This is a genomic window from Arthrobacter sp. D3-18 (assembly GCF_054408525.1).
Window position 1 is genome coordinate 3,550,118 of record NZ_CP096440.1, and the last position, 21,933, is coordinate 3,572,050.

The following is a 21,933-nucleotide window of genomic DNA, read 5'->3' on the forward strand; positions in this document are numbered from 1 at the left end:
CTCCTAACTGACCGTAGAGAGGTCGTTGTTCTTAGACTCCCGCGTCAGCAGGATGAAGACAATCGATACCAGCGACATGACGGACAGGAACACCACCACCGGGACGATGCTCTGGCCGGCGTCCTTGTAGAGTCCGGCAACGATTCCTGGGGTGAAACCAGCACCGATCAGGGTTGCCAACTGGTAACCAACGGCAGCACCGGTATAGCGGTTAGTGGTACCGAACTGCTCGGAAACGAACGCTGCCAGCGGTCCGTAAAGGGAAGAATGCAGGATCAGCGCCACCGTGAAGGCCAGGAAGACCAAGGCGATGCTGCCGGAACCAAGCATTCCGAACATCGGGAACAGGTACAGGATGAACAATGCCAGGCCGGTGACCATGACGGGACGGCGTCCGAATCGATCAGAGAGCCTGCCACCCAGGAGGACGAACAGGATTGAGATAGCCGAGGCGCCTGCAAATGCATAGAGCACGCCCTGCTGAGGTGCGCCCTTTGATACTGCATAGGTCACGGAGAACGTGGGCAGCACTACCTGCAGGCCGAATCCGGCGGCACCGGCAAACATGATCATAATGAGCGCCTTGGGACGTTTCAGCACTTCCAGCAGCGGGATCTTGCGTTTGGTGCTTTGGGCGCTTTCCTTAGCGACAGCTTCGGCGAAGATGGGGCTCTCGGAAACCCGCAGCCTTACGAACATGCCTACGATCAAAAGCACGAAGGACAACAGGAACGGCACACGCCAGCCCCAGGCCAAGAACGCGTCCTGAGGAAGGGCCGAGAAGATTCCCATCACTACGGTGCCAAGGACTGCGCCCGTCGGGGCACCGGCGTTCACGAATGACGCCGCGAAGCCACGCCGCTTGGGATCCGAATGCTCCAAAGCCATGAGTGCGGCCCCACCCCATTCACCACCGACGGCGATTCCCTGGCAGACGCGCAGGACCACCAGAATCACGGCACCCCAAGGACCGATGACGTTGGCTCCAGGAATCAGGCCAATCAACGTGGAGGCAATACCCATCATGGCCATGGAGATGATCAGCATGCCCTTGCGGCCGATTCTGTCGCCGAAGTGTCCGAAGATGATGCCACCCAAAGGGCGGGCAACATAGCCGGCAGCGAACGTGGCATATGCGGCCACGACGCCCACCCACTCGTCAGTACCGGCGAAAAACACCTTGGGGAAGGCAACCGCTGCAGCCGTTGCGTACAGCAGGAAGTCGTAGAACTCGATGGTGCTGCCCAGATAGCTGGACATGATGACCGTGCGCGCCTCTTTGCGCTTCGCGGCCGTGCTCGATGGTGCGAGCGCAGTTTGTCCTGACATGGCTGTTCCTTGGGAGAAGAGGGAAGGGATTGGGGTTTTTACTTGTAAAAACGGTTCCTACTTGTAAAAACGGGCGAGGAACTCGGCGACGACGGCGGGACGTTCCTGGCCTTCAATTTCGATGGTGGCGTTCACCTTGATCTGGGCCCCACCTTTGACTTCGGTAACCTCAGCGATGGCGCCCTGCATACGGACCTTGGAGCCGACCTTGACCGGGGAAGTGAAGCGGACTTTGTCCAGGCCGTAGTTGACCTTGGTAGTCACGCCGTCCACGTCGAAGAGCTCTCCCCAGAAGGGGATGATGAGGGACAGGGTAAGGAAGCCGTGCGCGATGGGGGCGCCGAAGGGGCCGTCCTTGGCGCGTTCGGGGTCAGTGTGGATCCATTGCTGGTCGTCCGTGGCGTCGGCGAACAGGTTGATCTGTTGCTGGGTGATTTCGCGGTAGTCAGTAGTGCCGAGGTCCTTACCGGACATGGTGAGCAGGGTGTCGAAATCGACGACGAGATTGGGCATCTTTGCCTCCAGGTAGTTGTGGTCTTGCGGTGTGAAAAGGGATTAGCTGGTAAAGGCGCTCTCGCCCGTAAGCGCGCGGCCGACGATGAGGGCGTTGATCTCGTGGGTGCCTTCGTACGAATAGACAGCTTCCGCATCGGCATGGAAGCGCGCGACGTCGGCGGCGAGAGTGATGCCGTTACCGCCTACCACTTCGCGGGCAAGGGCGGCGGTTTCGCGCATCATCAGGGACGTCTGCATCTTGGCCAGGGCCGAGTCCTGGTCACGATAGATCCCCCAGCCCTGCTGTTCGGTGAGCCTAACCACCAGCGAGAGTGACGCAGTGATGTTTCCAAGCATCCGTGCCAGCTTTTCCTGCACCAGTTGGAAGGAACCCAGGGAGCGGCCGAACTGCTGGCGTTCTTTGACGTACGCCAAAGCAGACTCGAACGCGCCTGCTTGGATACCGGTGGCGATCCACGCAACGTCGGAGCGCATCGCCCGCAGCATCGCGGCGACGTCCTTGAACGAATTCACGTTCTGCAAGCGCATGGCCTCGGGAACCCGCACTGTATCGAGGGTGATGTGGGCATTCTGCATCATTCGCAGCGAGGTCTTCCCCTGGATTTTCTCCAGAGAGACGCCCGCAGCAGTTCGGTCCACGAGGAACGCCTTGACCTGTCCGTCGGCGACATCGCGGGCGAACACACACAAGACGTCCGCTGTGGAAGCACCGCCGATCCACCGCTTCGCACCGTGTAGAACCCAGCTACCGCCGTCGGTATCTTTTTCAAAGCGAGCGGTGGTGGCGAGGCCGCCGGCGATGTCCGAACCATGCTCCGGTTCGGTGAGGGAGAAGACGCCCTTGAGCGAGAAGTCGATGACCTGGGGCATCCACTCCTTTTGCTGTGCCTCGGAGGCGCCCACCCGGATCGCAGTCCGGAACAGGCCCGCCTGGGCGGTGTACCACGTGGCCAAGGACGCGTCCGTACGGGCAAGTTCGAAGATCCGGAAACCGTGGTAAATCCCCCTTGCGGGTGCCTCGACAGTAAGGTCGGCCGGTTCCATTAAGTCAAGGTCGATCAAAGGTTGCGCAAGTTGTTCCGGGAACTCTCCACGCTCCCAATACTCGGCCATCAAGGGCTTTGCCTCGGCGTCCAGGAAATTTCGCAGCCGGCCCAACACCCGGCGTTCCTCGATGGTCAGGAGCGCTTCGGCGTCGTACCAGTCCGCTACGGAATACAGCCGCTGATCCGTAACTGTTGCTGTCGTCGTCGTCATCTCAGCCACTCAATCCGAGCAGCCGGACTGCGTTGTCCTTGAGAATCTTGGGCCGCACTTGGTCCTTCAGTGGCAGGTCAGCGAACGCACCGAGCCACTTCTGCGGCGTGATGAGCGGGAAGTCCGTGCCAAACAGCACCTTGTCCTGCAGCACCGAATTGGATAGACGAACCAGCGACTCCGGGAAGTACTTGGGCGACCAGCCGGACAGATCAATGAAGACGTTGGACTTGTGGGTCGCGATGGAGTTCGCCTCGTCCTGCCACGGTACAGAAGGGTGGGCCATGATGATCTGCAGCCCAGGAAAGTCAGCGGCCACAGCATCCAGCAACAAAGGGTTCGAGTACGCGAGCTTGATCCCGTACCCGCCCGGAAGGCCCGCACCCATTCCATTCTGGCCTGTATGGAAAATACACGGCAACCCCAACTCCTGGAGGGTTTCCCAGAGCGGGTAGAACGTCTCGTTGGAGGGGTCGAAGCCCTGCAGCGACGGGTGGAACTTGAACCCACGGGCACCGAGTTCAACAGCCTGATGCTTCGCACCGGCGATCGCGTCCTCGCCCGTGCGGGGATCCACGCTACCGAACGGAATCAACACATCGTTATTCCGTGCCGCTCCCGCGATCAGTTCCGGAATGCTGTTCGGCTGGTGCTTGAGCTGGGTCCGGGCATCGACGGTGAAAACGACGGCGGCCATGTTCAGCTCCCGGTATAGCTCGGCGATCCTGTCCAGCGACGGCGTCCGGTCCTCGGCCTTGAAGTACTTCGCCGAAGCCTCCGTTAACGCTTCCGGAAGCGACCCATGCCCGCAGCTATCCACTTCGAGGTGGACGTGCATGTCGATCGCTTCAACCGCGGAGGCATCGATGCCCAACTCATAGCGGTCGGTCATGATCAGCGCACCTGTGCCGGTTCCGGTTGTAGTTCCGCCGGCAACGGCAGGAATTCCTCACCGAAGCTCTGCAATACCTGCGGGCCAAACAGCGAGTCGGCGTTTTCCTTCAGTGCCTCGTAGCTCCAGCCGCCCTCGCGGTATTCGGTGCTCGCCGCCGTCGGGTGCGTCCACACCTGCAATCGGTCACCCCCGGCACCGATCGCCTGGCCGGTGATCCCGACAGCCGCATCCGAGGCAAGGAACGCGATAAGTCCGGCGACGTCGTCGGCCGTTCCAAAACCGAGGTCATGACGAAAGAAGGACGGCATCGCCTCGCCACGTTGCTCCGCTTCCACAGCCTTTTGGAAGTACGGAACAGTCTCGGTCATGGCCGTAGCAGCCACCGGGATCACGGAATTAACCGTCACTCCGGCTTTCTTCATCTCCAACGCCCAGGTCCGGACCATGCCCACAATCCCGGCTTTTGCTGCCGCATAGTTTGTCTGCCCGAAGTTGCCGCGCTGCCCGGTGGGCGAACCGATGGTGATGATCCGGCCCGCGATGTTGTTTTCCTTGAAGTACGCGAATGCCTCACGGACGCACGTGAACGTGCCCTTCAAGTGCACGTTGATGACCAGGTCAAAATCTTCATCGGTCATCTTCAACAAACTCTTATCCCGCAGTATCCCGGCATTCGTCACCAGGATGTCCAAACGGCCGAACGCCTCAACAGCACCTGTCACCAAAGCCTTCGCGGCATCCGTACCTCCAACCGGAACCACCACGGCGGTGGCCCGGCCGCCGTCGGCCTCGATCTGTGCAACGGCCTCCGCAGCGGTCTCACCGTTCACGTCGTTAATCACGACGGCGGCACCCTGGCGGGCGAGCTCCCTCGCGTAAGCGAGTCCAAGACCCTGTCCACTTCCAGTGACGATTGCAACCTTGCCGTTCAAGCTCATGGCGTGCTCCTTCGCATGCAGTAACCGGCTGGAGCCGGTGAGGCCGATCCCACTGCAGCGTGAGATCCTTGTCATGATCAATGAGAATACGGATCATTGAAAAAGTCAACGATTGTTTTTCATTACTATTGGAGTTGTCATGGGCCCGCAAAGCACAGAAGTGGAAACCCCGCGCCTGGCCGCAGCAAAAATCGGCAGTGATGTGGGCCTGTTGCTGGCCAAACTGCACGCCACAGGTTCACTCCTGAACAACAAAGCACTGGCTGATTACGGTCTCCGGGAGCGGTCTTTCTCTGTGCTGACACTCGCGTGCAGCGGGCTGGAACCCACCCAGCGTGAGCTCGCCGATTTCCTCAGCCTGGATCCGAGCCAGGTGGTCAGCCTCGTTGACGACCTCGAACACCGCGGACTGGTTAAACGAGCCCAAGGCAAGCAGGATCGACGAGCCAAGATCATCGTTTCCACAGCCGAGGGTCGGCGGATCCACAACAAGGCGCGGGCGGCACTGGAAGTGTGCGAGCAGACCCAACTCGCGGCGCTTAGTGAGGAAGAGAACGTACAGCTCAGGGCACTGCTGAAGAAGGCGCTGTGGGGCTAGGACCAGCACCGCCGGGCCGGACACCGTCTGCCCGAACATAGTGCGATCGATGGACATCTGCACAGCAGCCTTTGGCTACCGTATGCACCTGTCCATATCGGCATCGGGGCGCTTCTGTCAGGATCAGGGACTATGAACTTCCCTCTCTTCCACGATCCGCTGCAGGGCACCGTCACCGTTGACGCCCCTGTTCGTGATCCTCAAATCCACCGCCCAACCCGCACCTCCAATCGACCAGCCAGGCCCGCAACACACCGACCGGAACAAGCAAGAAGCGTCAGGCAGCGGGAAGTAGCCAAGGTTGCCGAAGACCTCCGCGCCCTCATGCAAAGGTCCGCGGCCAAAAGCTGACTTTGGAGCCGAAACCGGGCTTTTGACGGCATAGATCCGGCGTAACTGGGTATAGATAGGGGAAACCCTTCACGATCTATGCCAATACTTACGGCCGGAGGTGTGTTGTGAGCTGGAAGACTTCCAATCGATGGGCGGAGCGCCGAAACTCCCCCGAGATGGCGATCCTGGATGTGCTCATCCCGACCTGCAACCGTCCTGCGGAAGCAGCAGTGACTTTGGCCGGCTTGGCCGCTCAATCCCAACCAACGTTCAGGGTGGTGATGAGCGACCAATCGGATGGTAGCCCTGACTGGGAACATCCCGCGGTTGCTGCCATGATCCGGCTACTTGAGGCACAAGGGCGTCCGGTTGCCATGTTCCGCCACTGGCCGCGGCAAGGCCTCGCCGAACACCGGCAGTTCTTACTGGAGCAGTCCACTGCCCCACAGTGCCTCTTTCTTGACGATGACGTGTGGCTGGAACCCGGCGCCCTTCAGCGGCTAAGCCAAGCTTTGGACGAACTGGGCTGCGGTTTTGTGGGTATGGCGCCGCAGGGACTGTCCTATCTTGGGGACAGGAGACCGGAGGAAACTGCAGTTTTTGAACGGTGGCATGGGCCGGTAACGCCGGAACGCATCCGACCCGGCACCAGCGCCTTTGACCGTTGGCCTCTTCACAACGCGGCCAACCTGAGCCACCTCAGCTCCGAGCTTCCCTTGCCTCCGGAAGGATGGGTGCCATACCGGGTAGCTTGGTTGGGCGGCTGCGTGCTCTATAACAGGCAGGCCTTGATAGATTCCGGTGGTTTTGCTTTTTGGCCAAGCCTTCCCGCCAACCATTCGGGTGAGGATGTGGTGGCGCAGTGGCAGGTCATGGAAAGGTTCGGGGGCGCAGGAATCCTGCCTTCAGGTGCCGTCCATCTCGAATCGCCAACCACTGTCAGTGATCGACGTGTTGAGGCGTACGAGGTCGTATTGGGTGCCAAGCCACGCACGTGACATGACCCGCCCTGCCTACCCCGGCTAGTATCACTGGTTGGAGCGTCACCAAGATGCACAGAGGAAATATCGAAGGGTACAGCGATGGAACTGGGGGCCACACGCGTCGAAGTGTTTGCCGACGGCAGGGTAACAGTAGGCGGGGAAACCATTTCTCCGCCCGAGGGAATTGATCCCTACTCGGCTGCAATAGCGGTACTCGCGGACTATGCCAAGTCGTCCGGAGCGCCGGTTTTGGCGGATGCGATCGACCACGCCAAGGGGCAGGAAGGCCGGTTCCACGTGCATCCGGACGGCCGCGCGGAGGCGGTGGCAGGATTCCCGGGCGCCGTGGACTCCCCCGCTGCACAATCGACCCAGCCCACCGCGGAATCAGCCGACGCCGGCCCGGCAAACACGAGCGCTGCTCCAACAACCGCAAGCTACGGTTCTGCGCACCTCGAGACCCAATTCGTGAGGCCGGACAGGCCACGCCCCACCACAGGCTTCCGCGGCGTGCTGTATTCGGCTACGGGCGGTTTCGTGAACCTCGGCCCCAGCGCAAAGGACCAGGACGAAGCAGAACTGGAACGCCGGATCGCCCGTCCGCTCTCCGGCAGCTTCAACACAGCGATCCTCAGCCTCAAGGGCGGCATCGGCAAGACATCCACCACGGTGGGCGTGGGCATGATCCTTGCCGAGTACCGTGGTGACCACCCGTGCGCGATCGATGCAAACCCTGACAGCGGTGACCTGGCCGAGCGGGCCCTGGGCGAAATGCTCTACCAAAAGGTCAAGCCTCGCACCATTACGGACATCGTCCGGGACATCGACCAGATCACTTCGCTCACCATGCTGACCGACTACATGCACCACGCCAACCGGCTGCACCTGGTGGCAGGCGAGCAAGATCCGGCGTTGTCCGATGCCCTGACGGCCGCTGAGTACCTCAAGATCAAACAGTTGGTTTCCCAGTACTATTCGGTGACCCTCACCGATTGCGGCACGGGTGTGTCACACCCGGCCATGGCCGGCGTGCTCCCCGAAGCAACCAATCTGGTCATCGCGTCCGGCTATGCAGTGAGCGGCGCGAAGCGTGCCCGCAATACGCTTCAGTGGCTGGCCGACCATGGGTACGAGGACTTGGCACGGAACGCCATTGTGGTGGTCACGGACAAGGACCAAGTGTCCAGCCGTGTCAACAAGCGTGCCATCGAAGAGCACCTCGCCGGCTTCTGCCGGCAGCTCATTACAGTGCCTCACGACCGCGGCGTGGCAGATGGCGACCGCATTTCGTTGGACAAGATCTCGGGCGGGACCCGCCGGGCGTACAAGGAGATTGCCGCAGCGATCGTGGACGGCTACATCTAGGCAGCTATTGGTGGCCCCGCTACTTGCCCTGCGCCGCGCTGAGGATCCGTTGCTGCGTGACGCGGGCTACGCCACCATCCCACGCGGAAACCACGGGGTACCGTACCGCCAGGTGCTGAAAAGGCGCCTGGCCAAGGATTTCCATTGCCATGCCTTCAGGCTGCTTTATCAGGGTTTCAGGAATGCTTCGGTGCAGGGACGGACCCAGCATCAGCAGCTGCGGCACCCTCAAGGCCTCCCTGCCTGCAGGGACGCTGAGCCCTGAAGCCCCAAAGTGCAGTTCCAAGCCGATTTCCTGTGCGTTCGCCCCCACGGCAGCGGCCTCAAGGGCAGCAGGATCGGGAAGAGCATCAACGTCGGGGGCAGAAATCAACACATCGAAAGCCTCCACCACACCTGCTTCCGTGCGGTAGGCAGTCACTGCCCCGGCGAACCCCTGACCCGACACCAGTTCAATCCCCCAGGGCATGTTCTCCCGAAGCCTGGTAGTCAGCACGGCCGGATCCCAAGGCTCCTGAAGCGGCTCTACGGGACCCATATATTCCGGAGTACATCCCGCGGAAGCCAACATCCCTGATGTGAAGGTCCCCAGCATTAACTCGGCCGAGGCTGCGTGCAGCACACTGCCATAGATCACGACGGCGGGATTCACCTTGGGTGCACCGGTGGCCACCAATGCATCGTGCAGCTGGCCGCCGGTTCCTTCTACAACCCAAGGGATTCCGGCGGCTTTGAGAAATGCCACCAGGGGATAACTCGCGGATGCGTCAGGAAGCGACTGCAGGGCCACTACGCCGGTCCCCGCCGTTGCAACCGCAGCTTGCTGCAGATCCCTGCGCAACGTCCTGCTGAGCCACGGACGGGCCGCGGGAGTTGAGACGGGGACGAAAGGTATTGACCTCATGCTCCCCATTCCGCGTTGATGACCTCATTGGATTGCGGGTCGATCAGGAGTCCTTTGGTACCGATTACCGTAATCATCAGAAGGGCTCGCACGGCTTCGGCAGTGTCCTTGTCATAGGGGCAGTTGACCTCGGACACCCAGGCGTCACCGCCAAGCTGGTGGGCCACATCCTCACCGAAGATCCGGCGCACTTCAGGGTTCGACACCCGGCTGGGAACGCTGACGAGCCCCAGGTCCTCCCCCGCCAGGTTCACCACAAGATTCTCTGAGCCCTCTACGGCATTGAGTTGGAACTTGTTCTCGAACTGCTCACATGCATAGGCAAAGCGGCCTTCCCGAGGGTCCTGATCGCAAATCAGGTGAAAGTCATAGCTCATGGTGGACAACCTCATGATCGTGGTGGAAGGTCTGAACCGTTACAGCCGGACGGCTGGTGCGAAGGATCCTTGCCCTCCCCGTCGGAAGTGGGACGGGGCGCTCACCGTTAGCGATCACTCCTTCTGAACGGTCTCCCGAGAACATGACAACAGGAGCGCCAGCGGCTCGAAGACTTGCGATGAAGGGATCGTGCATCATCATGCCGCTACCCGTCGTCCGGCTGGTAACCATGGCAAAAAGCCCAATATCGGCCCCCGAGGGAAGGTAACTTGCGAGTGCGCGCAGCGGCTGGTTTCCCGTTGCGGCCAGGATGTCGTAGTCATCCACCAACAGGACAATCTTTGGAGTCTGGACTGGTGCGCTGCCCCCATCGCCCAGCCGGTCCCGCGCTTGGCCGGCAACGAACTCGGCCAACTGGGCCGCTCTTTGCCCGTTGGAGGCATACTCCCCCAGATACACCTCGGGGATGAAGTCCTGCAGCTGTTGGCGTGGATCGAACACCGCAAAGGCCAGCTCACCTGGTTCGTGCGATGCCATCAACTGCGAGGCCGCCGTCCGCAGCAAGTTGGTACGGCCTGTTTCGGGATCGCCCACCACCACCGCTCCCCTGTCCGCGCCGAACAGATCAAGGTTCTCGGTGCCGGCGTCGTGCTCCCGGATACCCAGCGCAACGCTGCCGCCGACCGGACGGCGGTCCGGCGAAAGCCGCGTCAGTGCAGGCAGGACGCGCACGGGCGGTGCCGTTGAGGCGTTGTACTTGCGCAGGACGGCGCTGAGCTCCGCCAGTTCCTGTCCTGCATTGTCCCCATCCGGGGTTGCGGACAACGACGGAAGGGAGAAATGCCCAATCGTCTTGTCCATTGTCAGGGCGCGCCCTGGCCGGTTTGCCCCGAGTGTTGTTGCGAGGCGACGATCGAGCGAATCGGCGGGGTCGGCAAGGTGCAGCTCGATCCTGGTTCCCAAAAGTGATTGTCGGGACATCCGGACCTCCGACCAACCCCGCAGGCTGACCACCACGTGCACGCCCAGGGTGCTGCCGCGTGTCATGACGTCGTGCACAGCGTCTTCCAGTTCAGGGAATTCGGACGTCAGGCTTCCGAAGCCGTCGATGAAAAGGAAGGCGTCGGTGCATGCCAGATCGCTGAGCCCACCGCGGGACCGGAGCACACGCATCGCTTGAAGGGAATCCAGCTTGTGCTGATCGAACACGGCTTGCCGGATGTTCAACAGGCCCTGGACTTCTTCAATGGTTCTCCGGAGCAGTTCCCGGTTGCCACGGCCGGCCACACCGCTGCAGTGCGGGAGCCCCGCCAGCCCGGCGAGCGCATTTCCGAGCAGGTCCACCGCGTAGATGTTGACGTCCTCCACCCCATGGCTCAGAGCCAGCGAGGCGGCGATGGTGCGGAGCGCTGTGGATTTCCCACTCTGTGGTGCACCGATGATGGCGAGGTTCCCGCCCCGGGCGGATAAATCCAGGTGCCATGGCCCTTGCCATTGCCGGGCAGGGTCGTCCAGGATTCCGACGGCGGGGCTCAGGTACTGGGGTTGGGCAAGCCTGGGGCCTGTGGAGGTGAGGTCGAGTGAGGCGCCGGCCCCCGCTAGTGACACGGCTACCGGCAAGGGCGGAAGCCACACGGGTTGCGTCAATCGCGGCTGCGCAGCGGCGAAACCCACGACGGCGGAGAGGATAGTTGCGCTTTCAGCTTCGACTGAGGGGCCCTTGCTTTCCAACGCACCGCTTCTCGCAGAGGCGAAATCCGGTGATAAGGCGAGACCCGGCACTTCGGCGACTGAATCCGCTGCCAGGCGGAAGGACTGCACGGGGACAGACTCCGCAACTGTACTTCCGGCGTCGTCATCCGGTGAAGGCAACGCACCCGAAACGTAAGCCGCACGGAATCGTTTGAACACCGTGGTGTCTACTTTCAGGATGCCGTGACCGGGGGTGCTGGGCAGGTGGTAGGCATCGGGGACATCGATGATGGTCCGGCTTTCGCTCTCCGAATTGGTGTGGAGGGCAATGCGGTAGGCCAGATAGGTATCGAGGCCGCGGAGCATCCCTTGCTCCACTTTCTGCGACGCCAGGAGCAGGTGGATGCCGATGGAACGGCCGATCCTGCCGATAGACAACAGGAGATCTATGAAGTCTGCGCGGGCGGTCAGCAGCTCACCGAACTCATCAATGCACACGAACAAGTAGGGCAACGGTTCGGCGAGTGCCGGGTTGTCCGGGTTCCTGTTACGGGCGCTCCGATAATCGTTGATGTCGGCGAAATCGCCACCATCCTTCAACAACTCCTGACGGCGTTTTACCTCCCCCGCCAGGCTGGAGTAGATCCTGTCCACCAGGCTGGCGTCGCTGACCAGGTTGGTGACCAACCCCGAAACATGCGGCGCGGCCTCGAACGGAGCGAACGTCGCTCCACCTTTGTAGTCGACCAGGACCATGCTGAGGTCCTCAGGGGAATGCGTGGCAATCAACGACAGGACAATGGTTCGCAGGAGCTCGGACTTACCCGAACCAGTTGCGCCCACGCATAGCCCGTGGGGACCCATGCCTTGTTGGGCGGGTTCTTTCAGGTCGAGGTGAACGGGTGTTCCGTCCTCGTCTTCTCCGATGGCAACCCTCAGGAAATCTGAGCCGCGTTGGCTCTTCCACAACCGGAGCATGGCCTCGGCCGTGTACTCGGTGAGGCCCAGGGCTTCGGCATAGCTGCGCGAAGACTTGTGCTCCCCGAATTCGTGGGACAACTCTGAAAGACGCAGCGGCGCCAAGGCCCGGGCTACGGATTCGGCGACTACCGGAGGCACGTCATCAGCAATGCCCCGCATGGTTTGGCCAGTTGCTGTGGCTTCCAGCGTCAGGGCTCCAGGAGAGACCGTCAGGCGGAGGTCTACCCGTTCCGGCTCCTGTTGTTGCTCAGCCAGAACATGTATCCGGGTCACCGCGAGCCGGGACAATGGAAGGTCAGCGGGCAACCCGGGCAGCGCCACAGCGTTTTGCCCTGGCAGGTCCGTGATAATTATCAGTCGCGGAAGGGCATCTGCGGGGACCTGTTGAAAGTTACGGGCGGCGCTGTTCACTGCGGCGAGCCGGGCACCCAGGGAGTTTTCCAGCAAGCCGGCCAGATCGGCCAAGGAATCGGCCCTCCGCAGTGTTCCGCGGTCCTGCAGGTGGGGAAGCCATTTGGTCCACTCCCAGTCCTCCAGCTCGGCACCGGTAACAACAATCGCGAGCTCCACGTCCTCGGGAGATTGCGCCGAGGTGAGCTGGCAGACCAGGCTGCGGCACACCATCAGTGCCGTTTCCCGATCACCCACGATTGATACGTCAGACACTGCACCCAGCGGCAGAGTCAGCGGCATATCCGGGTTGCTCCCAAAACGTTGGCGGAGCTGCTCAGCTTCAGAGAGCATGAAGGCATCCGGGCGTTCAACGGCGTCGCCGCTGTCCTGGATCGTGATGGGCCTTCGCGGAACGCTGCCGGTTCCCAAACGGGTGACCAGGAAGTCAGGGCTGGTCCGGCGGCGTTCCCAGAGCCGGTGGGGATCGTTGACCACGCTTTGCACCAAGCGATTCACCGGCGGATGGGCCGCATTTGCGCCAGCCCGCGCGCGTTGCTCTTCAGCCTCAAAGTCTGAGCGGCGGCGCCTGAGGTAGTCCATGTACAGACGGCGCTTGGCCGCCCTTTGCCGAGTGGCCTTGCCGCGCTGTGAGAACATCAGCACCACCGAAGCGAGGACGGTGGCAACCATCATGATCGCGCCTATGCCGGCCAAGGATGATCCCCGGAAGAGCATCATGACCGTAACCGACGTGGCAGCGCCCAGCATCGGCACCAAGGCAAGTAGGTTCATCCCGCCTGCTCCCCCGGCCAGCTGCGGCGGGGCATCCAGGACTGAAGCTTCGGGTGCCTTTTCGGGAAGTGTGGTCCGCGCAGGACGATGGACTATCCGTGTGGTCATGCGCTAGGCCCTGTTCGCGGCCATCAAGGCCTTGCCGGTGAGTTCCGTGGCCGCGATCCTGGTTCGGGAGCCCAGACGGCTGAGTTGCAGGCTGCTGCCACTGGCCAGGTGCCGGTCGTAGGGCAACATGCCATCGCTCAGCGCTGCCTCATGGTTCTGCCGGGACCTTACCACCACTGATATCTGGTGAACCTCCGGGAATGACTTGCCCAGAGACTCTTGAATGGAAGCGAGTTTGGCTGCTTCCGGGTTTCCCGGAGGAGAAACCAGCACCACGGCATGCGCGGTTCCCAGTAGCGCGGCTGCGTGTCGGGACAAAGGTGATGCGCCGCCGTCGACGACTGTTACGGCCATGAAGCGCGACAGCGTGGACGAGACGTCCGTCCATTCCTGCAAAGCGATGGGCGCGTCCGCCAGAGCGGGAACGTCCGCTCTCCCGGCGGCGAAGACCTGGCTGCCGCAGGACGCGGCGTGCTTGACGGCGTCGGGCAACGTACGGACCGATTGTGTACGGAATTGCTGCATGAGCTCGGTCAAAAGGGCGGCCTGCCAGGACCCGAGGTAGCGCAGGAGGTTTCCGCTGTGATCGGTGGCATCCACGGCGATGACCGGCTCCTGCCGGATGCTGCCCAGCAACTTAGCCAATAGTGCCGCCACGGTGGTGGTGGCCGCGCCGCCTGCCGTCCCCAAAATTACGATCCGCCGCCCGGTGGTGATGGGGGCTTCAACCGCGGAACTCGCCCGGATCAGGCGCTCGGACAACGCCCCTGAGGTCACGGCGTCGGTCACCTCGAAGCGGACGCGTTCCCACCAGGTGTCGCCACTTCTCTTGCGTGATGCGGCTTGCGGGACAGTTGCGGTGACGGGTGCGGTTTGTGGCGCAGGGGCAGGAGGGGTCAACGGCGGTACCTCCGCGGTGGTGCCGCCCATCCCGGGAAAACCGCCCACCGGTGCGGGCGGCTGGCCAATCGGGAATCCTGAACGCGATACTTCAGCCAAAAGTCTGTCCTAGCTGTGTGTAGGCACCGGAAAGTCCGAGCACTAAGGGAATCGTGGCGAGCACGCACAGGAGTTCGAGCCGCGAGGCGATGACGCGAAGCCGGGCGGCAGTCTGTTCCCGGACCTTGACCACGCAGGCCACCAGCACCAGAACGGCCAGCGCTGCTGGGACCACAAGCCAGAGAGGCTGCTTGGATGCCAGGACAAAGATCAGGGTGGCGCCCCAGCAGGCACCAACCGCTGCCACATAGACACCGGCACGTTGTGCAAGCAACGGCAAGGCCAGCCCCCTGAACGTGAGGGCCCCCAATAAGGCCACCGCGAGCAGGACCGCCCAGACGGGCCGGTTCTTCGCCGTCGCAACAACCACCACTGCCACGCCGGCAATCATGGATGCAGTGAGCGTCCAGCCCGTCAGGGTGGCGTGCGCCGCGTGAACGGCGTCCAGCGTCGTGTTGCGGGTAATCCGCTTGCCTTGGCGTTGATCGTCATCCAAACCGCTAAGGCCTGTCAGTATTGTGGCCAGTCGGGGCGCCACACCCAGGGCAAATATGGCCACGATGCCTGCGATACCGGCCGAGAGTGGCTGGTCCCGTGTGCTGATGCCCAGCAATGCCCACAAACCACCCAAAGTGAGGAGCAGTCCAGCGCTTGAAAGGAAAGGTATATATTTGGCCGTCGCGACGCCCGAGGCAGCTAATGCGACGATCAAGGCCGCGGACAGGAGCAGAGCTCCAGTCGCGAAAGGTGTCACTATGAAACATGTGGCCGCAGCAGTCGCCAGCCCGGCGGATACGAGCGCGAGTCCTGCCGGGATGGAACGTGCGCGGCCGGCTATGGCGCCGAGCAACATGAGGGCGGCCGCGATCGCGATGCCGATGAGGGCGGCGTCCCTGTTTCCTGTTCCGCGCAGAACTACCACGAACGACGAACTGGCAGCGGCCATCAACAAACCAGCTACGGTCGAGAGACCTATGGACCTCAGGTTATCCGCCCACAGTGCCGGGAGGCGCTCTGTGGATTCGGCCGTGAAGGAGGGGACGTCGTAAACGTCCGGCGCTGACGGAACATCGCGTTCGTCGCGGAGGTAGAGCATGGAGCCATCGGAGATGCCTGCTTGGCGTAGCGTCAGTGAGCTTTCCAAAGTGACACCAACGCTGGTGGTCAGCACCAACGAGGTAAGGAGCGCGGTAGTGGTGCCAGCGGATGTTCCGGCACTGGCGGGCTCATTCATCAGGTCCAGGATCTGGGGCATGAGCGATGCTATGGGCTCATCGGAAGGGAGCCTCACATCAAGGTGCCGGTGGGCCGCAATAACTGTGACCCGGCTCAAGGCTGTGCTCATGGGGTTCCTTCGATGAGAGTTACTGTTGCTGAAGGCCCTGCTTGTTTGGCAGCCTGTTCGTTAAGCAGATGCTGGACAAAACTGAAACCAACACAAATGGCAGCGATGAGGGCCGCAATCAGAAGTGATTGCATCAACCGCGGTGTCGCCGTCTTATAGTTGCGTTCCTGCGGGTTCTGCCCGAACAGCAGGGAATCGTCGAGTCTATGCTTCCTTACCCGGGCAGACTCAAGCAGCCGGGAATCGTAATCTTCAGCCATGTGCGGCCACCCCCATCAGGCTCCTGTACGGCGTCATAGTGCCATCAACCCTAATCCATGGGTGGGTTTCAGTACGGTCCAGACCTTAGCATCCGGTCTGTGACGGGGCTGTCATAAAAAATTCAGCTCCTTGTTACTGCATCGACTGGACTTATCATGTCGTATTCGCAATGCTGGTTAAGCTTGTTCCTGTCCTTCGGGGCCGGTACTGACCTTTTATCTTCTACTGGGGGAACCAATGGCCATCTTTGATATGGGTGCCGAGACACTCGGTAACCTGACCAAACAAACCGACGCATCCCATCAGGACCTCGGCGCCTTGGTGCGCCGGTTCGTGGACGCCGTCACCCCGCTGGAAGGTAAATTCAGCGGCGCCGGCAAAGCCGCGTTCGACGCGTTCAAGAACCGCTCGGACCTGGTCGCGTCCGAACTGAACACCGCCCTGGCCGGGATCGTCCAAGGCCAGTCCGGAATGAACACCGCCTTCACCCAAGGCGACCTGTCCGCATCGGACAACGCGCGCCGCTCCGAAGGAGCCGCGAACTTCGACGCCGCACGATTCCAAGGCAGGGCATAACCATGACCAGCAACCGCATCGCCTACGACACCAACGTCTCCGCCCAGGTCCAGTCCGACATCCAAGCCCTCGCCGCGCAACTGGAAACTCTCATCGCCGCCCGCCAGTCCGACGTGAACCAGGCCATGGCCGACTTCCGCGCCGACGGCGTCGACGCGGAATACCAGGCTGTCGAAGCGCGATGGACCTCCGCCGCGGACGAAGTCAAAGCCATCATCGCCCTGGTCCGGACCACTTTGGGCACCAACGACGACACCGCCACCACCGCCGCGACCTCTGCCCGCAACGCCGTGCAGAGCATCGGCTAACCGCAGCCTCCTAGAGCTATGGCTGCATGGAATATAGACGTCGCCGCCTCTTCTTCGACCATCAAGGCCACCGCGGCCCAGGTTGAAGGTGTCCAGCCCTCCCTTGAAGGCATGGGCAAGGCCTTGGAACAGGCCGCTGCCGCGCTTCCTGGAGACGCGGGCGTGGTCCTCGCGGCGCTGAACGATGTGGTGGCTCTCAAACTTGCGCCAGCGGCCACTGAAGTGGTGAGCCGCTCGGAAAACGTCATCACCTCGACCGCCCAGGCGCTGAACTTTTACCAACAAGGTGACCTGACCATGGCTACGGCTGCTCAACGGAGCGCTGGCCAGGTAGATCAACACCCCACTACTGCGCCCCATGGCGGTCCCGTGAAACTCGTAAGGGACTAAGAAGATGTCAAACAGTTCGGACGTTGGCCCCTCCGGGTTGAACCCCACCGGCGGGTTCGCACTGCCCGACGTTGATTCCCTGGACGCTGCGGCGCAATCGCTAAGGCAGCACGCCGATGATTTCCTCTCCGGCGTAGCTACCTCCACGGCGATCTGGCGCGGACTCTCCGGTTCCTACTCCTCGGACGAGTCACCCACCGTGCTCGCGGCGTTCGGCACCATCATGCCCTCAGCCCAGCGCGTGCAGGGAGCCGGGGCATCCACGTCTACAGCTTTGGCGACCTTCTCCTCGACATGCCGGGACCTGAAGCAACGCCTCGAGGCCTACGGCCGGCAGGTTCATGCACTGGATGCTGACATCGGGGCCTTTCCCACGTCGGTGGAAAAAGTCACCATGGTCAAGGGTGAACGTATAGTTCGGAATGAACAGCAGCACTGGACCGGAGAAGCCGACCTAACCGCCCGGCACGACACGCTCGCCGCTGAGGTCAAAGCCATCCACGATGACTACCTCGCAGCACAAAACACCTGCGCAGGCGCCCTCGCCGCTGCCTCCGGCGGAGAAACATATACCGTCTCCCGCCCCGCCGCTCCAGACCTGAAAACCGGAAACTGGATGGACGAACTCCTCTGGAACGCCGGGACCTTCCTCGGAAAAGAACACCCTCAAGAGGAGCAGCCCTGGGGCAAAGCAACAGTCCCCTATCGCCCCAACGGGGTTGTAGGGCTCTTGCAGGGCTTCGGCGCCGGATTGATCGAGACCGTTGATGGAGTCTGGTCTCTGACAGGAACGTTGAACCCGGGAAAGCGCGACCAAGCCTGGGGCGGAGTGAACGCAATGGTGGGCGCAGCCGGAACACTTGCGCTGGTGCCCCTGACCTCCTTCGATGCCAAACGTCGGGAAGAGGACGCACCAAAGGTCCAAGAAGCCTTGGACCTGTTCGGGTCGATAGGCCCGGCTTTCATTCACCAAGACGAAGCAGACACAAACGCAGGTTGGGCCGCCGGAGCAACCACCTTCAACGTGGCTAGCCTTTTTGTTGGTGCTGGGGCTGGCGCCGGTGTGAAGGCCGGAACCCTGGCAACAAAGACTGGAATGGCGGCGGAAAGACTCAGTGTCGTCGCATCCCAGAGCACGCGGCTGAGCGGGACGTCGGCCATGCTAGGCACTACTGCGAGTGCGCTGAAGGTAACTGGCATCTTCCTCGACAAGCCAGGCTCGCTCGCGTTGAAGGTCTCCGACATCCTCATGCCGAACACCACTGCCAAGGTCCAGGACACAATGACCAAGACGAGCGTAGCCACCTGGGCTGCGATCACAGACGCGAAATCCACGGCCGTGGAGGCCGTCGGCGGTGCCAAGCGGCTGGTGGCCAGCGGGTTCGAAAAGCTCGCCGACGACGTCAGGACTGTGGAAGCCAGTTTCCCTGGGGCCCTGATTCCGGAACCCAGCGGTGTCATGACCCGCACCGGTATCCACACTGGCCTTCCGGAGTTAATGGACAACAAAGCGGCCACCATCCGAGAGAACAATCCCCCCGCATTCGTGCCACCCAAGGCTGCCAGCACAGACGTGCCCACCCATCCGGCCGAACCAACCGTCGTGCCAGACCACTTCGTCCACCCGACCAAAGTCGAGAACACGATAATTGTCAGGCACGGAGACCTGCACTTCCCCGTCAGCCGGAGAGACAACTTCGCCGCCAAAACCGGGTTGGAGCCAAACACCGAGTACATCGTGGACCACCGCACCAAAATGAAGGACGCCGACGGGGGCCACGACGCCAATACGTTGGAGAAGTTCTACACCGACGAAAACGGCAACGTGACCATCGTCAACACCTACGCCGGCGTCAGAGGTGGCTGGTCCGTGGAGCTGAACAAGCCCATGCCCAACGTCACCTACAACGTCGTCGCCCAGGTCGACGGTGGACTGCAGAACACCTTCACCCTCAAGATGGACAACAACGGACACCTCGCCTCAGCCAAGGGCCACATCGTCTCAACCTTGGTCGGCGACGCCAACCGCAACGGCTATCAACAACGCAAAGCCGGCTGGCTCGGCGGCCGGGGCTACGATGGCGGCCACGCAGCACCATCCGCCCTAGGATTCATCGGTGAGCGCGGCGGGATCTTCCCCCAACACGAATGGCAGAACCGCAAGGCGGGAACACCCAACGAAATCGACGAGGCAAACAACTTCCACGACACAGAGATGGAAGTCATCAGGGACCTGAAGGCGCGGCTGGCAAGCGGTCAACCCGTAAGCTTGAACTGGGAGATGGAGTTGGTCCCGAGCTCAAAACCCGCTCTACCTTCCACCATTCGGCTCCGCTATAACTTCGCAGGAGAAGAGATAGAAAGGGTTCGTTTCAATAACCTAAACAGGGATGGAGTTCCTGCCGATGCGCGAAAGTAGGACGTTAGAGAACGAGTTTGTGAGAGAGGGGCTCACACGCCTTCAGGAAGAGGCATTCTCTGAGCGCGGACCCGGTTACGGTGCCGAAGAAGTGGTGAGTACTTCGGTCGTCCAACAAGCGATTTCGCGCCGGTACGACGACGTCAGGCTTAACGGGAAGTGGGGTCAGGCGGATATCTCCTCGGACTTCTCAGACGAGGCCATGGACAGGTGGCTCCTTGAGTTGCGAGAACGTTGCTATGTAGTCGGTGAGGGTACGTGGATGACCTACCGGGTGTTCCTTTATCCCGATGAGCCCGGGCGACTTGAAGTCTTCGACGAAGAGATACTAACGAAAGGTCTTCACTCCACGTCAGGCCGGCTCAACGCACCCTCAAGCGCGGCAACACTAGCATCTGAACTCATTGCATTCCCTCGTACAGCGGAGAACATCCCACAGTGGATGTGGGCGACGTTCAGCGCGGAAGGCGTAACACCTCCCTTATATAATCCGGAGTTCCAGTCCGTGGACTGGAAGAACCGTCGCCGACCGGTCACTGACAGAGGAACCGACTTCACAGTCGAACCGACAGTTATAGACCCTTCGTTGGAGCCGGGCGTCTTCGCCAAAATCAGCAAGAAGCTCTTCGGAGCATAAGACAACGAGCCCAGTCGCCCCTGTCCGGTTCACCCAGTCGGACGTCTTGCCATCCGCGAAACCCTAGGCCGCCGTCGTCGACCTCTAATTCCTGCAGAAGGCTAGCCGGGGTGCGAGCATCCACTAGCGCTCCGACGTGAAGGACGCCGACTGGGGCCACATCGTCTCCACCCTGGTCGGCGACGCCAACCGCAACGGCTATCAACAACGCAAGGCCGGGGCTCGGCGGCCCCGGCTACGACGGCGGCCACGCATCACCATCCTTCTTCGGATTCATAGGTGAGCGCGGCGGAATCTTCCCCCAACACGAATGGCAGAACCGCAAGGCCGGAACAGAAAACGATGATACTAACGTCCATGAGATCGAGATGGATGTCATCAGAGAAGCCAAAATACGTCTAGAAGAGGGCAGCGCACCGGACTTAACGTGGGAGATGGAACTCGTTCCAGGGAAGAAACCCGGAGTACCCGACTCCATGGAATTGAGTTATGCATTCGGAGATGAAGAGGTCAGCTTCGAGAGATTCAATACCTCCCCCGCAACCCGAGTTAGGCTAGTCGCGATGCGCAACAACTTCTTGAACTCCGAGGCCCTGGTTATTGATGGACTGCAGAGGCTGTCATATGAAGCTTACGGTCCTGAAGGTTTCGCCCGCGGATCGGATGAGGTCATCCACGTTCTAATTCATCGCGGTTCCAGAACGATGGGTTATGGATACCTAATTGCAGGCGCCCAGAAGACCAGCAGGGGTCTAAAGGGAGGGAAAGACGAATTTTCTCGAGAAGCCCTCCATGATTGGCTGGACGAGTGCCGCGACCTCGCGTACTCCCCAGGAATCGGAACTTGGACTACGGCTGAGGTCCACGTCTTCCCGGACAAGCCAGGACGACTGGACTTTTTCGAAGAGGAACGCCTCCGAAAAATGAGCAACGGCCGCTGGTACCCCGGCGCCGAGCCAGCGGACGCTGTTGTGTGGACCAAACAACTACTGAGATATCCAAGAACGGCGGATAACATCCCCTCTTGGATGTGGGACGTTTTTCGCGCCGAAGGCGTAACTCCGCCGATTTACAACCCTGAGTTCAAGTCGGTTGACTGGAAGAACCGTCGCCGGCCGGTGACTGAACGTGGAGCTGACCTCACCGTCGAACCAACTGTGATTGATCCCTCGCTGGAGCCGGGTGTTTTCGCCAAAATCAGCAAGAAACTCTTCGGTGCATAGGAGAAGACGTGGCCAGTCGCCCCTAATCGGTTGAGTTCAGTCCGTCGGACGTCTTGCCATCCGCTAAACCCTAGGCCGCCTCCAATTCCTGTAGAAGGCTAGCCCGCAACGGCTATCAGCAACGTAAGGCCGGCTGGCTCGGCGGCCGCGCAGCACCATCCGCCCTAGGATTTATAGGTAAGCGCGGCGGGATCTTCCCCCAGCACGAATGGCAGAACCGCAAGGCCGGCGATCCGAACGACCAGTTCAATTTCCACGACTCAGAGATGCAGGCCATTGATAGGGTCAAGATCTTATGCCACCGGTGCGGTCA

21 protein-coding genes are annotated in these 21,933 nt (G+C 61.4%); 10 read left to right on the top strand and 11 right to left on the bottom strand.

Features of this window, described 5'->3' with window-relative positions; translation table 11 throughout:
• Nucleotides 1-3: 3 nt before the first annotated feature.
• From M1D89_RS18425 to M1D89_RS18445, 5 genes are read right to left on the bottom strand one after another with little or no spacing between them, the layout of a single operon-like run.
• Complete coding sequence (locus M1D89_RS18425; protein WP_498645732.1) at nucleotides 4-1,329, bottom strand: MFS transporter; 1,326 nt, start codon at nucleotides 1,327-1,329, stop codon at nucleotides 4-6.
• 57 nt (nucleotides 1,330-1,386) lie between these two features.
• On the bottom strand, nucleotides 1,387-1,842 hold the full coding sequence (locus tag M1D89_RS18430; protein WP_017199888.1) for a MaoC family dehydratase: 456 nt from the start codon (nucleotides 1,840-1,842) through the stop codon (nucleotides 1,387-1,389).
• A gap of 42 nt (nucleotides 1,843-1,884) precedes the next feature.
• Entirely contained in the window at nucleotides 1,885-3,102 is a 1,218-nt protein-coding gene (locus M1D89_RS18435) for an acyl-CoA dehydrogenase family protein (protein ID WP_498645735.1), read from the bottom strand.
• Between the two features lies 1 nt (nucleotide 3,103).
• Nucleotides 3,104-3,994 carry an amidohydrolase family protein gene (locus M1D89_RS18440; protein WP_498645737.1) on the bottom strand — a complete coding sequence of 297 codons (891 nt, stop codon included), beginning with the start codon at nucleotides 3,992-3,994 and terminating at the stop codon, nucleotides 3,104-3,106.
• A 2-nt stretch (nucleotides 3,995-3,996) separates the two neighbouring features.
• Nucleotides 3,997-4,935 (bottom strand): SDR family NAD(P)-dependent oxidoreductase, encoded by a 939-nt coding sequence (locus tag M1D89_RS18445; protein WP_498645739.1) that lies wholly within the window; start codon nucleotides 4,933-4,935, stop codon nucleotides 3,997-3,999.
• 139 nt (nucleotides 4,936-5,074) lie between these two features.
• Between M1D89_RS18445 and M1D89_RS18450 the strand changes: the two genes are divergently transcribed.
• The 4 genes from M1D89_RS18450 (at nucleotide 5,075) to M1D89_RS18465 (ending at nucleotide 8,214) form a co-directional block, all read left to right on the top strand.
• A complete protein-coding gene (locus M1D89_RS18450) occupies nucleotides 5,075-5,533 on the top strand; it encodes a MarR family winged helix-turn-helix transcriptional regulator (RefSeq protein WP_419203061.1) in 459 nt (152 codons plus the stop codon).
• A 132-nt stretch (nucleotides 5,534-5,665) separates the two neighbouring features.
• A complete protein-coding gene (locus M1D89_RS18455; RefSeq protein ID WP_498645741.1) occupies nucleotides 5,666-5,884 on the top strand; it encodes a hypothetical protein in 219 nt (72 codons plus the stop codon).
• Between the two features lie 107 nt (nucleotides 5,885-5,991).
• Entirely contained in the window at nucleotides 5,992-6,864 is an 873-nt protein-coding gene (locus tag M1D89_RS18460; RefSeq protein ID WP_498645743.1) for a glycosyltransferase family 2 protein, read from the top strand.
• Nucleotides 6,865-6,948: 84 nt separating this feature from the next.
• A complete protein-coding gene (locus M1D89_RS18465) occupies nucleotides 6,949-8,214 on the top strand; it encodes a MinD/ParA family ATP-binding protein (RefSeq protein ID WP_498645745.1) in 1,266 nt (421 codons plus the stop codon).
• Between the two features lie 19 nt (nucleotides 8,215-8,233).
• On the opposite strand, the gene M1D89_RS18470 is transcribed toward M1D89_RS18465, so the two are convergent.
• From M1D89_RS18470 to M1D89_RS18495, 6 genes are read right to left on the bottom strand one after another with little or no spacing between them, the layout of a single operon-like run.
• Nucleotides 8,234-9,118 carry a DUF6177 family protein gene (locus tag M1D89_RS18470; protein WP_498645747.1) on the bottom strand — a complete coding sequence of 295 codons (885 nt, stop codon included), beginning with the start codon at nucleotides 9,116-9,118 and terminating at the stop codon, nucleotides 8,234-8,236.
• Entirely contained in the window at nucleotides 9,115-9,495 is a 381-nt protein-coding gene (locus M1D89_RS18475; RefSeq protein WP_498645749.1) for a hypothetical protein, read from the bottom strand. The genes M1D89_RS18470 and M1D89_RS18475 overlap by 4 nt, the downstream gene beginning before the upstream one ends.
• Nucleotides 9,485-13,462: a type VII secretion protein EccCa gene (eccCa, locus tag M1D89_RS18480; protein WP_498645755.1), complete on the bottom strand. Its 3,978-nt coding sequence runs from the start codon at nucleotides 13,460-13,462 to the stop codon at nucleotides 9,485-9,487. The genes M1D89_RS18475 and eccCa overlap by 11 nt, the downstream gene beginning before the upstream one ends.
• A 3-nt stretch (nucleotides 13,463-13,465) precedes the next feature.
• On the bottom strand, nucleotides 13,466-14,461 hold the full coding sequence (locus M1D89_RS18485) for a hypothetical protein (RefSeq protein ID WP_498645760.1): 996 nt from the start codon (nucleotides 14,459-14,461) through the stop codon (nucleotides 13,466-13,468).
• Nucleotides 14,454-15,806 carry a type VII secretion integral membrane protein EccD gene (gene eccD, locus M1D89_RS18490; RefSeq protein WP_498645762.1) on the bottom strand — a complete coding sequence of 451 codons (1,353 nt, stop codon included), beginning with the start codon at nucleotides 15,804-15,806 and terminating at the stop codon, nucleotides 14,454-14,456. The genes M1D89_RS18485 and eccD overlap by 8 nt, the downstream gene beginning before the upstream one ends.
• Nucleotides 15,803-16,066: a hypothetical protein gene (locus M1D89_RS18495; RefSeq protein ID WP_498645764.1), complete on the bottom strand. Its 264-nt coding sequence runs from the start codon at nucleotides 16,064-16,066 to the stop codon at nucleotides 15,803-15,805. Before M1D89_RS18495 ends, eccD begins: the two co-directional genes overlap by 4 nt.
• Before the next feature lie 238 nt (nucleotides 16,067-16,304).
• Between M1D89_RS18495 and M1D89_RS18500 the strand changes: the two genes are divergently transcribed.
• From M1D89_RS18500 to M1D89_RS18525, 6 genes are all read left to right on the top strand, one after another.
• The gene (locus M1D89_RS18500; RefSeq protein ID WP_091465631.1) at nucleotides 16,305-16,643 is read left to right on the top strand and encodes a hypothetical protein; all 339 of its coding nucleotides are present in this window, start codon (nucleotides 16,305-16,307) and stop codon (nucleotides 16,641-16,643) included.
• A 2-nt stretch (nucleotides 16,644-16,645) separates the two neighbouring features.
• The gene (locus M1D89_RS18505) at nucleotides 16,646-16,951 is read left to right on the top strand and encodes a pore-forming ESAT-6 family protein (RefSeq protein WP_054808765.1); all 306 of its coding nucleotides are present in this window, start codon (nucleotides 16,646-16,648) and stop codon (nucleotides 16,949-16,951) included.
• Nucleotides 16,952-16,969: 18 nt separating this feature from the next.
• Nucleotides 16,970-17,341 carry a DUF6507 family protein gene (locus M1D89_RS18510; RefSeq protein WP_498645767.1) on the top strand — a complete coding sequence of 124 codons (372 nt, stop codon included), beginning with the start codon at nucleotides 16,970-16,972 and terminating at the stop codon, nucleotides 17,339-17,341.
• A gap of 4 nt (nucleotides 17,342-17,345) precedes the next feature.
• Nucleotides 17,346-19,760 (top strand): DNA/RNA non-specific endonuclease, encoded by a 2,415-nt coding sequence (locus M1D89_RS18515; protein ID WP_498645769.1) that lies wholly within the window; start codon nucleotides 17,346-17,348, stop codon nucleotides 19,758-19,760.
• Nucleotides 19,732-20,397 carry a hypothetical protein gene (locus M1D89_RS18520; RefSeq protein WP_498645770.1) on the top strand — a complete coding sequence of 222 codons (666 nt, stop codon included), beginning with the start codon at nucleotides 19,732-19,734 and terminating at the stop codon, nucleotides 20,395-20,397. The genes M1D89_RS18515 and M1D89_RS18520 overlap by 29 nt, the downstream gene beginning before the upstream one ends.
• Before the next feature lie 368 nt (nucleotides 20,398-20,765).
• Nucleotides 20,766-21,620 carry a hypothetical protein gene (locus tag M1D89_RS18525; RefSeq protein ID WP_498645772.1) on the top strand — a complete coding sequence of 285 codons (855 nt, stop codon included), beginning with the start codon at nucleotides 20,766-20,768 and terminating at the stop codon, nucleotides 21,618-21,620.
• The last annotated feature ends 313 nt before the right edge of the window (nucleotides 21,621-21,933 follow it).